This window comes from Microbacterium sp. M1A1_1b, from assembly GCF_053345565.1.
Genome location: NZ_JBKFAJ010000006.1, coordinates 45,857 through 58,935, shown reverse-complemented (window position 1 = coordinate 58,935; position 13,079 = coordinate 45,857). Strand labels below are relative to the sequence as shown.

At 66.7% G+C, this 13,079-nt stretch carries 12 protein-coding genes; 2 read left to right on the top strand and 10 right to left on the bottom strand.

Annotated features, from left to right (window positions below; translation table 11 throughout):
- Window positions 1-197 precede the first annotated feature (197 nt).
- Window positions 198-1,364 (top strand): hypothetical protein, encoded by a 1,167-nt coding sequence (locus tag ACLBWP_RS14320; RefSeq protein ID WP_447655690.1) that lies wholly within the window; start codon window positions 198-200, stop codon window positions 1,362-1,364.
- 302 nt (window positions 1,365-1,666) lie between these two features.
- Complete coding sequence (locus ACLBWP_RS14315; protein WP_447655689.1) at window positions 1,667-5,152, top strand: amidase domain-containing protein; 3,486 nt, start codon at window positions 1,667-1,669, stop codon at window positions 5,150-5,152.
- Window positions 5,153-5,750: 598 nt separating this feature from the next.
- Here the strand turns inward: ACLBWP_RS14315 and ACLBWP_RS14310 are convergent.
- From ACLBWP_RS14310 to ACLBWP_RS14265, 10 genes are all read right to left on the bottom strand, one after another.
- Window positions 5,751-6,248 (bottom strand): hypothetical protein, encoded by a 498-nt coding sequence (locus ACLBWP_RS14310; RefSeq protein WP_447655688.1) that lies wholly within the window; start codon window positions 6,246-6,248, stop codon window positions 5,751-5,753.
- A gap of 25 nt (window positions 6,249-6,273) precedes the next feature.
- Complete coding sequence (locus tag ACLBWP_RS14305; RefSeq protein ID WP_447655687.1) at window positions 6,274-6,951, bottom strand: hypothetical protein; 678 nt, start codon at window positions 6,949-6,951, stop codon at window positions 6,274-6,276.
- Between the two features lie 114 nt (window positions 6,952-7,065).
- Window positions 7,066-7,842 carry a hypothetical protein gene (locus tag ACLBWP_RS14300; protein WP_447655686.1) on the bottom strand — a complete coding sequence of 259 codons (777 nt, stop codon included), beginning with the start codon at window positions 7,840-7,842 and terminating at the stop codon, window positions 7,066-7,068.
- Between the two features lie 377 nt (window positions 7,843-8,219).
- Window positions 8,220-9,068, bottom strand: coding sequence for a GNAT family N-acetyltransferase (locus ACLBWP_RS14295; protein WP_447655685.1), 849 nt, complete (start codon window positions 9,066-9,068; stop codon window positions 8,220-8,222).
- Window positions 9,069-9,202: 134 nt separating this feature from the next.
- Window positions 9,203-9,370 carry a hypothetical protein gene (locus ACLBWP_RS14290; protein ID WP_447655684.1) on the bottom strand — a complete coding sequence of 56 codons (168 nt, stop codon included), beginning with the start codon at window positions 9,368-9,370 and terminating at the stop codon, window positions 9,203-9,205.
- 22 nt (window positions 9,371-9,392) lie between these two features.
- The gene (locus tag ACLBWP_RS14285; RefSeq protein WP_447655683.1) at window positions 9,393-9,551 is read right to left on the bottom strand and encodes a hypothetical protein; all 159 of its coding nucleotides are present in this window, start codon (window positions 9,549-9,551) and stop codon (window positions 9,393-9,395) included.
- Window positions 9,552-9,625: 74 nt separating this feature from the next.
- The gene (locus tag ACLBWP_RS14280; RefSeq protein ID WP_447655682.1) at window positions 9,626-9,793 is read right to left on the bottom strand and encodes a hypothetical protein; all 168 of its coding nucleotides are present in this window, start codon (window positions 9,791-9,793) and stop codon (window positions 9,626-9,628) included.
- Window positions 9,790-10,407 carry a DUF5819 family protein gene (locus tag ACLBWP_RS14275; protein WP_447655681.1) on the bottom strand — a complete coding sequence of 206 codons (618 nt, stop codon included), beginning with the start codon at window positions 10,405-10,407 and terminating at the stop codon, window positions 9,790-9,792. The genes ACLBWP_RS14280 and ACLBWP_RS14275 overlap by 4 nt, the downstream gene beginning before the upstream one ends.
- Window positions 10,404-12,269 (bottom strand): alpha/beta fold hydrolase, encoded by a 1,866-nt coding sequence (locus ACLBWP_RS14270; RefSeq protein WP_447655680.1) that lies wholly within the window; start codon window positions 12,267-12,269, stop codon window positions 10,404-10,406. Before ACLBWP_RS14270 ends, ACLBWP_RS14275 begins: the two co-directional genes overlap by 4 nt.
- A complete protein-coding gene (locus ACLBWP_RS14265; RefSeq protein WP_447655679.1) occupies window positions 12,266-12,997 on the bottom strand; it encodes a class I SAM-dependent methyltransferase in 732 nt (243 codons plus the stop codon). The genes ACLBWP_RS14270 and ACLBWP_RS14265 overlap by 4 nt, the downstream gene beginning before the upstream one ends.
- Window positions 12,998-13,079 lie beyond the last annotated feature (82 nt).

Here is a 13,079-nt window from a genome sequence, read left to right as displayed (position 1 = left end):
ACGCCGCCGTCGGGCATTTCCCCGGCGCCTGCTACTCGACCGGCGAACAACGCGCCGAAGGAGTAGCCGGCTCGCGTCAGAATGAAGGTCGCCGTCCAAGCGATCTCGTTCGATGGGGGCGAGGTGATCGCTGCGCACCCATCGGCGCCGGAGGAGCGTCGCGGTGACAGCACACTGGCGTCGAGGGGAAGGATCGCTTGAGACGTCGTGACCGCAGCTACTGGAACAGCGATGAAGGTAGGCGCACACAAGACCTGTCGCGACGATTGCGAACCCTGAACATTCGTGTCGATCGCCAGCCGCTGACGAAACGGTCAGCGGCGCGGAGCAAGGGCAGAAACGCTGACTTCGCCGAGCTGCTCGACCGCGCCACGGAGATCTACCGAGCGCTTCCCCGCGACCGATGGCCGAAGCCCCGTGCCGGCATCGCACTCGACGTCTCCGTCTCAAGTAGGCGGCCTCCGCGGGTCGACCACGTGTGCAAGTGGCTCTTGGACATTCTTGGCTCGAAGACCCGACCTGCTGTGTACGCCGACGACCGGCAGGTCGCAATGCTCTACGCCCGGTGCTGGCCGCCGCGCGATGAACGAGATCCGCTGATGCTGATCAGCGCACGGACGGCAGCGGACGCTCGAGCCGCGCTCCGGCGACGCCACGACCCCGATGAGCGAGATCACTTCGACGACCTCGACGATCGGCCGTGGGACCGCCATCGTGCGGACGCGGAACTCGACTTCGCCCTCGACGACCTGAAGCGTGCAAAGAGCATGCCTGACTCGGCTGAGGAGCGAGAGTCAGCAGAGCAGCGCGTCCGGCGATGCTGGCAGTCATATGACTTGGGCTCCGCGGACGAGACCATCGGACTGGTGTACCGGTTGATCGCCGAAAAGCGGCTAGGTGAGTTGAGCCCAGGGGCGACTCTGGCGCACCTGAGCCGCAGGCGAGTACCCGCTTTCAACCTCGGTGAGCTGCCTAGTGAACGCGGTCAGCACCCCGACTTCAGAGGCCGGTTCCATCAGGTGTTGACCGAATTCAAAGCGGCAAACCGATGGTGGCAGACCGTTGAAGTGCCCGTCGGGTTGAGCATCTTCTACGCGCCAGGTCCCGCTGGGAAAGACCTCGACAACATCCTGCTGGAACTCGTCCCGGTGGTCATCGAAGTCCTCTACCCACCGCAGTATGAACGGTGGACCATGGACAGCCCGACCATCCCGTGGATCTCGTTCATCGAAGCCACGACAGTGCCGGCCGACGAACACCTACCTGCTGGAAGGCTCGTAGTCGCCCTCACCAACGGGGACCGATACCAAAGCTGGTGGTCACAGGCCGAAGACGAAGTTGAACGGCATCTCACGAGCTGGTGAGAAGGCAGCCCCCGCAGACGATCACCGCCGAGATGCCGCCACAAGTCCGTGGCGGCAGCCCGTGGCCGTGAGAACGGCGGGAGGTTGTCCAGGTTGTTCTGCGTGGTGGTGTCCGCTGAGACCTCTCCTGCACTGCCCAGACGTGTATCAGTTCAAGAGCTGCCATCTTCGTGGTCCGCTGAGACCCCTGTTGTGGGGCCGTGGGCTGTGCGGGTGCTCATGGATGTTCGGCGTCTTCTTACGCTTTGCTTGCACCGATCTGCCGAGGAGGGACCTGGTGGAGCAAGGAGATACCGGTGCGCTTGAGCCGACTGTTCACGCCGACTCGTTTCTTGGTGGTCGCCATCGCTGCAGTCTTCGCGTTGCTCGCGACGCTGTTCGTCACGGCGCCGGCTCCCGCAATCGCGGATGCTGCTGGCGGCGGTCAATTCGTCTCCGCGACGGGACGAATCATGGACACGCGCGACGGCACCGGCGGGTACAAGACGGCGATGCCCGCAGGCACGTGGCGCACCTTGCAGGTGACCGGCCTTGCAGGGATTCCGAAAACATCGTCCGTGACGGCCGTCGCGCTGAACTTGACCGAGGTCAGCCCGAGCGGCTTGGGGCAGGTCAGCGCTCGGCCGAACGCGGACACCGCGTCGACGCTTGTCGGGACGTTCGATGGTGGCAATCTGGGGATCACGTCGAACCAGGCGGACGTAGCGGTAAACAGTGACGGCACGATCCAGGTCATGGCGAACGCATCGACGCAGCTCGTGATTGACGTGGAGGGGTACTACTCCACGTCTTCGACGGCCTCCGGCGGGTACGTCCCGATTGCTGGCAAGCGCTACGTGGGGGATCAGACCATCGCGGCGGGAGGGAACTTCACCATCCAGATCACCGGCGTGAACGGGATCCCTGCGAACGCGACTGCCGTCGTGGCAGACTTCATCGTGAAGAACCAGGGCACCTCCCAGGGATACATCTCTCCCGGTCCCGCCGCGGCAAACCCGCCGGTGACGTCGCTGAACTATCCTGGTGTGGCCAACGTGGCAACCGCGACCAGCGCGCATGTATCGCTGAGCTCCGACGGAAAGCTCGAAGTGTGGAATCGCGTGGGCTCGGCGATCAAGCTCAACATCGACGTCGAGGGGTATTTCGTCCAGGGGTCCTCGACCGCGGGTTCCTTCACCGCTGGTGCTGGCCGCGCGTACGACACCCGTGTCAAGCCGCACACTGCGGTCGCTGCAGGCAAGACGTTGACCGTCCCGCTCGGCGGCACGCACGGGATTCCGAACAGCTACGAAGGCCTCTCGTCGGTCGTTATCGACCTCACCGCGTTGCACGCGTCGAACGACACTGCCGGCTTCGCTCGAACATGGGCGGACGGGACCGCTGAGCCAAACATCTCTGCCCTCGAGTACGCACCCGACTCGATCCGATCGAACACCAACACAGTGCCGGTCGGCCTCGATGGGGCAATCCAAATCCGCAACCTCAGCAACACCACCGTCGACTTCATCATCGACATCGAGGGTTGGTACACCGGCGCATCCTCAACGCTGTGCAACCACGACGACGTCACCTTGTCGAACATCGCCACCACTGGCGCCACAGACGCGGTGCCGACCCTATCCGCTGCCGTGACCAACGGAATTGGGCAGAGCATCGACACAGCGCTCTACCTGGTCGACGCGAGTGGCAACGCGGTCGGTGCAACGCCGACCGCCACCGGCACCGTGGACTCGGGAACATCAGCGGTCTTCCATCCGTCCGGGCTGACGATTGGTGCGAAGTACACGTGGTGGATGCATGCCAGCACCAAGGACTCCTGCGCCGCGCAAGCAACATCCGCGAAGCAGAACTTCACGATGGGGCAAGACACGACTCTCGCGCCGATGACCACGACCGTGCAGCTGACCGGCGCTGACCTTGGTATCCAAGCAGGCCCCGTCGGCGGTGCGTTCGCGAGCGGCCCGCTGACGGCCGGCACGGACGGATCCGCGCAGTGGGTCTCCTCGATGAAGGTCAACTTCTCGACACTGCCCATCGGATCCCGGATCGTGAAAGCCGTCCTGCACGGCGGATCCGCCGTCTGCTTGACGAGCTCGAGTTGCACGTCCACGTCCGCATCGCTGACTCCGTCGAACTCAGACGTCGCAGCATTGAGCTCCCCGGACGACGCCGCAGCGGTCCCGGTCACCAGTGACGCCGTGTCGCTCAGCGGCAACGGTGGCGACACCGACCTCACCGCTCTAGTGCAGTCCTGGTACGGAGCAGGTTCCGTGTCGAACAACGGCGCGATCCTCTCCGCCGCGACCAGCTCCACCGGATTCCACCTCGACCCTGCCGAATCTCTCGAAGTCACCTACGCAGCACCGACCGTCCCAGCCGCTCCGACACTGCTGCGGACCACCGCCGGTGATAGTGGTCTTCTCGTTAGCTGGGCTGCGCCGACTGACACCGGCTACCTCGACCAAAGCGGGACCACGAGCGGGGTGACGAGCTACTCCGTCACCGCAACTCCGTCCGCCGGCGGCACAAGCATCGCCGCGACCACCACCGACACTTCAACTGTCATCACCGGCCTGACGAACGCTGCTGCGTACCAGGTTGCAGTGACTGCGAAGAACCCGATCGGCGTTGGCCCGGCAGCATTAGTCATCGGCACGCCGGTCGCGGTCCCAAACGGAACTGCGGCATACACCTCGGAGGTGCAGACGCTCACGACTGCGCAGACGCAGCTCGAGTCCGGCGCCAGCCAGAGCACCGATGACGCCTCGCAGGGTGACGCAACAGTTCGAGATGCTCTCGGTGTGAACGGCGGGCAGCTCATCACCCAGAGCGACGCGGCCGAGCTGAACGACCAAGCGAACACGCCAGGTGCCACGACCCTGTCCAACACTCTGGTGTCCTACAACGCCGCCGCAGGCTCTGCCACGGTCTTTACCACCGTGACTGATAAGGGCACCACGGTTGACACCAGCGACCCGAACAACGCTTTCACTATCCAAACCGGGTCCGTCAACAACTTGGCCTTCACGTTGACGACTAGCGGCGACCCAACGGTCATCAGCACCGGGGACACCAGCGCCCTGGCGCTGCCCGTTGCCCCGACAGCGGCCGACAGTCTGACAGCAGCCAGCGATACGACCGCATCCCTGGGCGCGGCGCCGATCGAGCTCAATACACAGACCGGCGCTTTCACGTCGACCAGTGCGCCCACCAGCGCGGCAGTGAAAAGCGCTGTCGTGAGTCGGGCTGCGTCGAAGTACGTCAGCGTCAATTACAGTGGCATTGCGACGTGGGCTTCGAACAATGCGCGCGGCTCCAACAACAACGGCTACGGAGATGACTGCACAGACTTCGCATCTCGCGCCATGTACTACGGCGGTGGAATGCACATGATCTTCCCAAGCGGCGGCGGGGTACTTCCGCACAACGATTCCAACGATCACCATTGGTACCATGGTGGGAACAGTGTCTACCCCCGCTACTCCACATCCTGGGGCGTAGCAAAGAACAATTTTGCGTTCCTTCGTAACGAAGGTACCGCGGTGAGCCATTCCCTCGCCGGTATGGGTACCGGTGACATCGTGTATGTCAACTGGAACGGAGACAGCAGCGGCAATCACGTCGACCACACCGGCGTCATCGTCCGGGTGACCAGCAAAAACGCCTACATCGCTCAGCACACAAGCAACACCATCGACTCCCTCAACAACGAAAAGGGGTGGCACTCGTGGCGGGGCTACAACTCGCACCTGTACCTCTGGGTGACTCGACCCGTGGAAGCAAAGTGAAACGAACACTCACAGCGACCGTCGCCGCACTAGCGCTCCTCGGGGCTCTGTCGGCCTGTAGCTCGCCTGAGCTCCCGCCGAAGTCGACGGATCCCGTGGCTTTGACGAAGGTCTACCTAGCCGCTGCCAAAGCGAAGAAGTGTGATGTCACGAAGGCGCTCACACGAAGTAGCACGTGGGCATGGTGTGAGAACCCGACTCTGCAGTCCTACACAGTCACTGACAAGGCCGAAGTCGTTCCCTTCAATCCTGGCGAAACCAAAGAGACCTGCGTCGCGACAACTGTCACGAGCAAAGCGTCCGGCGAGCAGGAGATGATGGACGGCGAACGGGACTGGAGTTTCTGCTACACCAAGACCGGCGACGGTTGGCGTCTCACTGACCAAGGCCAGGGCTAGCGCCGCTTCCATCTGTAGCAGGAGTTCCCGACCAGTAGCAGAAGTTTCGACGATCATCGTCATCGGATCCGATCCAGGTCATCCGGATGCCGCGGCCTGCATCACATGTCGACCGCGGACGCGATGAGTGTCGCCCCAGCCGAAGCTCCGCCCGGAGCGCTGACCTCGTAGGGTGTCAGCACGTTACACGTGCTCGCTGGTCAGGGCGTCCACCACCGACACCAGCGTCCGGTGCAGTTGCACCGGAGCTCCCAGACGTCGAACGGACTGCTGAAGTAACCGATCGTTCGTCGCTCACCAACGACGTGGTCGGCGTACCCGGCTGCTGTGCATAGGTAGAAAAGGTCGGAGAGGTCATTGCCTTCCCACCGACCTGAGCCGAGCAGCTTGTCAATCATCGTGGCGCGGAACAGCGATATCGCGGGTGCCCCCAGCCCCGGGCTGTGCCAGGTTGACTGTGTCCACGCGGACATCTCGCTAGGGGTGAGCCTCGCATCGATGGCGGCCTGCGCGATTTCGCGGATGGCATCCGAGAACATGAAAACTTCTGCGGCACGCCGTCGTTGCTGCTTCGTTCGGTTGGTCTCTCCGGAAAGCCAGGTGGAGAACCCCTGCACTCGCTGCACCCAGCCGGCCATGTTCCCGCGAGGCGTTGCCTGCTGGTCGAGCATCATCGAGGCGTAGACGATGTTGGACAACGACGCCCTGTATGCGTAACCCCATTCAGCAGGAACGTCGGCAGGAACCTCGAGCGGAGAAGACGTCCGGCACCGGCGCCGCCGGCTTGCCGGAGGAGCGGGCGAGGACTCGACGGAACTCTGCAGCACGAACCTGCAGTGGGTCGCGCATCTGCCATCCGCCGCTGCAGGACATGATTGCAACCGCAAGTTCATAGCGTCCGTCGGCGTTACCCCAAGTGCCGGTCTCCCCGAGGTGAGCGGCGGACAGTGGCAGGATCACCTTCCCCGACGAAGCCATACCAATGAGAAGCCAAGCCGCTCGGAGCTCACCATCCGACCGCACCCGCCAAGGAGCGTTGACGGACTTGCTCAGCGTGCTCCACTGGTTCTGATCAAGGTAGACCACGGGACGGTCATGAACGGGCGACGAGTTGAACCGTGATCCGAACCTCGACGAGAACCCATCCCCTCGAGTCGTCGTGAAGAACACGTTCCGCCGCCATGGATGAACCTCCACCACGGCGAAGTCCGTCGCGTGCGTAGCGAACGAGGCGTCCCCGCCGAAACCTCGCACGAGCCCGCTTCGGAACCGGAGCGCCACCATGTTGTCGTCAGCACGCCACTGAAACGCCTCAATGAAGTCGGACGTCTTGCTGTCACCGCTTGTCGACCCAGGGGCGTCATCGTCCGGGACAGTCGTCGGCGCAGAAGCGTCGTCCACGGATGAATCGTCCCGTCGACGGGCGACGTCCGCACAGAACCAACGATTCAACGCAATCCGCAGCAGGGTCCATCGCAGGGCTGAGGCCGTTCGTGCCGTTACGACAACAAGGACCTACTCGCTCCGCAGTAACGCGGTGATGACATCGAGCCCGTCATCGGCCAGCAGGTACTGTTCGTCCGCCTCGACCGCTGTATTGCCGAGTTCCCCGGCACTGTCACGAGTGGGTCGTGTGATTGTGGCGTCATCCAGCTCCAGGTGCTGGAAGGCCTGTAGTAGACCGAACCCCGCGAGTTCGGCGCAGGTGTTGCGGACCTGCGATTCGGACATCGCCTTGCCGGGGGACTGGGTTAGGGCGTTTCGCAGCCGCCCGGCATCGACGGAGAGGAAGCTGCTCTCGGCGGAGACGCCGAGGTGCCGCAACGCGCGAAGCACTTGGACGTGGTGCTCTTCGAGGCGGTCGGTGAGTCGCAGCGTCGCTTCCGGATCTCGGATTTCGCCCGCTGTACCGGCGACCAGCGCGTTTCGTAACCGCTGCCGACGCTCCGCAGACGCTGTCTCAAGCATGTGCTGAACAGTGAACTGAACCCCGGCGAGGAACGTCTCGGAGGTGAGTGCCGCCTCGACGTCTGGGATTCTGCCGCTGCGAACCGCGTCTTCGACATCGGCTCGCAACGCAAGGAGGTCGCGCTCCACGCGGCGCATCTGAGCGGAGCCGGCGATCAGAGGGACCGCGGCGGCGAGAAGTGGCCCAACTCCCGGAACGAAGCCCGCCGCAACTTGCGCCAGCGCTGAACCCGCATCCTCGAGTGAGTCCTTCCATTGTTGATCCACGACCAGGATCGTAATCGTAGGAACGGTGCGCAACAGGTTCGGGCCGCCGACCTTCAAGTCCCTCTCCGTCACTACCGAAGGAGTCATCGAGCCCCCCGGACACGCGATCCACAGCGCGGCCTCGGAGCGCCTCGCGACAAACCAGTTCGCCGCAGGCGCTCCTCCATCGTGCAGTCCCGCCTCATTCCTGACCAGGGCTTTTCCGAGAGGGGAAAATCGGAGCCAGCCCAGGGGAAACTCGGCTAATGAGCCGGAGCTGGGGAGTCTGCATCCGCTCAACCGCGCGGATCAACGAGACCTGCAAATGACCCGCCACAGAAGACCCCCGCTGATGCGGGGGTCTTCCTCGTTCAGGGCGCTGTCAGCGCGCGCTCGCGGTGTGGTGCCTGTCGTCGGTGCCCAGACGAGGCCACGAGCAAGCCGCCGACGTCAGCTCATCGAGGTCGAACGCAGTCGAGTCGTTCGGGCAGCGGGGTGAAGTCGGCCGACCGGTAGGTCGCCACCGCGCTGCGCAACGAACTCGGCGTGCACACCCACGCGGTCGATGCGCCGAGCTCCTGCAGGGCAGCGGCCGCAGCGACACAGACCGCTCTGCCGTGGCCCAGGCCGCGGTGCTCGGAGTGCACGCCCATCGGCTCGAGCAGCCCGGGCTGTCCGTCGCCCGCTGACCAGACCGTCACCCCGGCAACGGCCCTCCCGGCTGCGTCCCGACCGAGCAGGCACCGTCCGTTGCGGAACGGTGCCCCGTGGGACATGACTTCCCACACGTCGTCGGTGAAGGTCTCGCTGCCCCACGCTGATCGGTGCACCGCTGTGAAGTCCTCGACCTCGTCCGGGCCGACCACGTGGACCTGCAGCCCACTCGGCTCGACGGCCGTCGTCGTCAGGTCACGGGCGAGCGGTGTCCAGGCTTCACCAGCGGTCCACCCGGCGGAGCGGAGCACCGCATGGACTGCTGTTCCGGTCGGGATCTCCACGGAACCGAGACGGGGCGCGAGGGCTCCTCCGTCGAGATCGCTGAGCACCCGGCGGGCGAGGCCGTCGTCTGACCACCGGTCGGGGGCGACGGTCATGCGGAGGACCGTCGGTCCGTCGATGAGACCCACGGCGACGATGACGCCGTCGTCCCACCAGACTCGCAGCGACTCCGCGACTGCGGCCTCACCGTGGCGCCAGGCCCAACCGAGGTCGCCCGGATGGAGTTGGACGAGAGCATCGTCGCGTTGCCAGGAGCCCAGCGCCGCGACGACCTCGTCGACGGAACCGGCGGCGGGTGTTCGCATCGAAACGGACATGCTGAGATGACACCACAGCGCTGCCGGAAGGCCAAGGCCAGCACCATGGCCGTGACTGTGACGGGGCGCACGGAGACCCCCGGACAAGGGTCCGGGGGTCTGCGTTCGTCGGCGAGCGTTCGTCAGTCGACCGCGTCGCCGATGGCGGCGCCGACACCGGCGGCCGCCACGACAGCGCCTGCCCAGGCGACCGCTGCCGGGGTGGCCGCGACCGGCCGGAGTGCTCGGAAGGTCGTCGCGGTGTCGGAGTCGAACGGCAGGGCGTCGAGCCCGCGCATGTCCTGTTGCATCGTCAGGTCCTCTCTTCTTCGCTCAGTTCCCGACGGCTTCTTCGACCGCGTACGCGGCGATGGCACCGGTGAACACGGAGCTCGCTGCGAGTGCTGCGAGTGGTGTCGCAGCGAGTGGTTGTTCTGGGGCGAATCGCTGGCCGCGGCTGGTGTCGAACGCGATGTCGGCGATGGTCGTCATGATGTCGTCCTTTCACGGTGGTGGTGCATCAGGGGCCGTCCCGGTCGGGACGGCAGCTCGACCGGTGGTCGAGGTCACTCGCGTCGTGCTGACACGACGAAGACGCCGGCGGCGATGCCGAGCACGACGAGCACCGAGAGCCAGGCCAGCCCGGGCAGGTCGAACAGGAGTATCGCGACCACGATGGCGATGAGCACGACCGGAGCGGCGAACCACAGCATCGTGCGGGTGTTGGCGTTCATGCGTTCTCCTCTGGTGATGCTTCCTCTGCGGATGGTGACCCGGGCGTCGCCTGCCCGGGGGCTGCGGACGGAACACCGTGCGACCGGGGCGCGTGCTCGATCATCGGCTCTCGACGGGAGGCGAAGAGTTCTTCCACCGGGACGGCGTCGTCGTGACCGCCGGTCCTGACGATCGCGAACTGCACGGCGTCCGCGTGACCGTCGGACTGCCGAGCGGCTGCCCGGCGGACGAACCCGAGCAGGGCCCGGTAGTCGGCCCCGGCTTCGTACCCGTCCGGCATCTGCTCGGCGGCGACCAGGAACCGGCCGATGACATCGAACAGTCCTTTGTCGACGCGTCGGGACGGGAACCACGCCATGTCGCGCAGACGCCGTCCGGCGACGGCCTTCGTGCGGGTCCAGTCGGTCACACGGCCGTCGACGCGGTACCGGTGCAGCACCTCGAAGTCGGTCGAGGCGGGGATCGGCGCGAAGAACCGCCAGTTCGGGATGAGCAGCGCCGCAGTGTCGACATGGCGGACCCGGTCGAAGCGTCGGTTCGGATGCTGCCCGATGACGGTCACGACGAGCCACGCCCCGAGGGCGACGGCAAGGGGGAGGTTCGACCGGCTCATCGTTCTTCCCCGGACGTGCTGCCACCGAGCGCGGGGGTGCGGAGGTCCTCGCCGCTGCCGATCGTCTCGCGGATGACCTCGACGACACGGCGCACCGGCCCGGGGTGCACGAGCAGCCCGTCGTGCGTGGCCCGGACGACGACGCGGTGTCCGCCGTGCTCGGCGGCGACGCGTGCGTGCGCTTCGCTGACGGCGGGCTGCAGCTCGTCGCTGGAGCTCGCGGTGACCACGACCACCGTCGCACCCTCGGGGAACCTCCGGCCGGGGCGGTCATCCACGAGTGCCGGTTCGGCGGCCTCCCACTCGGACCGCCCGGTCCGCCAGAGTCGGGCGTTCCGGTACACGGAGGCCAGCCCCAGGCTGCTGGCCGGCCGTGCGGGGATGGACCAGGTGGTGGCGTCGAGCAGCCACCCCCAGCCGGTACGGAGCGACCACTCCATGAGCGGGAAGCCCGCGGTCAGCGAGCGCAGCGCAGTGAGGACCTCGCCGTCGGGTCGACCGGCGAGCCCGGTCGTCGGGTCCAGCAGGACCACACCGGCGACCCGGTCGCCCAGTCGGTGCGCTTCGGTTCGGAGCAGGTGGCCGCCGAAGGAATGGGCGACGAACCACACGGGGCGTCCGCCGGCGTGGCGGTCGACGAGTTCCACCAGGTCGTCGCCGTAAGTCGCGAGGGTCTGCTGCGGGACGGCGCTCGCCCCGGTGCCCGGCCGGTCGTACGTCAGCGTGGACACTTCGGCACCGAGACCGTCGATGATCGGGTCCCAGTACTCCTGCACCGCGACGAGCGAGTTCTCGAACACCACCAGCGGGGCGTCGGGTCGCGTCGACGGACGGTGGCGGACCGCCAGGACCGATCCGCTCGACGTGCGGAGGAGCTGCTGTCCGTCGCGCGGACGCGTGCTCTTGACGGCGTCGAGCACCTGTCGGGTCGCCGCGACGGTACCGATGACCGCCGCCAGCGCGCCGAGGACCACGGGGAGCGTGTCGTCACGTGCGGGCCGAGCGGCTCGTCGGTCCGTGGTGACGAAGAGCACTGCCGGCTGCAGGGAGAGGAACGCCGGGAGGAACCGGCCGAGACCCATGGTCGCCGCGATGGTCAGGTGCATGCCGCCCACGGCGCCGAGGAGCGCGAGTCGCGCGCGGGGTCCGAGCACGAAGACGAGGGGGAACCCGCACTCGAGCACGAGGGTGGCGACCTCGCCGACCCGCGCGAGGCCCGGCCGGCGGCGGAGCAGCTGCCACACCCGTTCCGAGCCGTACACGCGCGTGCGCATGACCCCGAGCAGCGCGGAGCCGTTCCGCCACGGCTCGCCCAGCAGCTTGACCCAGCCGGACACGACGTACGACAGCGTGGCCTGCGCGGCGATCGCCCACAGGGCGGTGTCGACTGTGGCCGTCCGGCGGGAGACACGTGCGACTCCGGACAGGGCCTGGGTGAAGAACGCCGCCTGGTCGCTCCCGTCGCCGCCGTTGTGGTGCAGCGGCCCGAGGACGTACCCGGTGGCGACGGTCACCCCGGACGCGAGCGCTCGGGCACGGGGGTCGCGGACCGGAGACAGGTGCACCAGGGCAGCGGCGACACGGAGGGCGTGCATCGTGGTGACGATGGCCGGTCGGTAGGCGACGTCCAGGGCGCGACGGACCCGTTCCCTCCGGATCAGGGCCGAGTCGCGGAACACCGCCCAGTCGTTCAGGCCTCCGGTGCGTCGGTTCTCCGCGTTGGCGAGGTGCTCGAGGCTCCCCATCAGCACCACGAGCGCCGACGCGCGCTCGGTGGCCGTGACGACAGCGTCGCGGTCGGTGCCGCGGGCGATGACCCGACGGGCGAACCCCTCGACCGCGCCGGCCACGGCCCGGATCACGCCGCTGCTCCGAACTCGGCGACGTAGGTCGGGGAGTCCGGCGTCACGGGGCCGCCCCGCCACGAACCGTGCACCGACCGGACCGCGAGCCCGGCGTGCTGCGCGAGGCCCGTCAGGACCTCGGGTGGCGTCAGGAGGCTCACCTCGCTCCCGACACTCGTCGTCCCGCCGTCGTGCCACAGGTGGCTCACCTGCCAGAGCGACCGTGGTTCGTCCAGCACACCGTAGGACTGCAGGCCGCGGCCGGTGCCCGGGTACGGCACGAACCAGGTCTCCCGCCGTCGACCGTCGTGCAGCGATCGAACTGCGTCCGGGTTGTGGGTCTCGACCACGATCCGGCCGCCGGGAGCCAGGTGGCCCGCGGCGACCTCGAGGGCCTGCCGCTGCTGGCGCCGTTCGAGCAGCATCGAGATGGAGGCGCACACGCAGTAGACCAGGTCGAACCGGTCGTCGAGTCGGACGTCGGTCATCGACCCCTCGACGAGCTCGAGGGGCACCTGCTCGCGCTCGGCCGCACTCCGTGCCCGATCGAGCATCTCGGGCGACAGGTCGACCCCGGTGACCGCGACCCCAGCAGCCGCGAGGGGCACCGCCACGCGTCCGGTCCCGATCCCGAGTTCCAGCGCTGTGCCGGGCCGGCTGTCGAGCAGCGCCGCCACGAGCTGTCCGTCGGGCGGGAAGACCTCGTCGTACACGTCGGCGAACTGGCGCCCGTAGTCCCGCTGCATGTCGCACTCCCCCGTCCCGGGCGTCCCTCCCGCCCGATGCAAGAGACGTTAACCCTGTGCAGACGCACAGTTCCGTATCTCG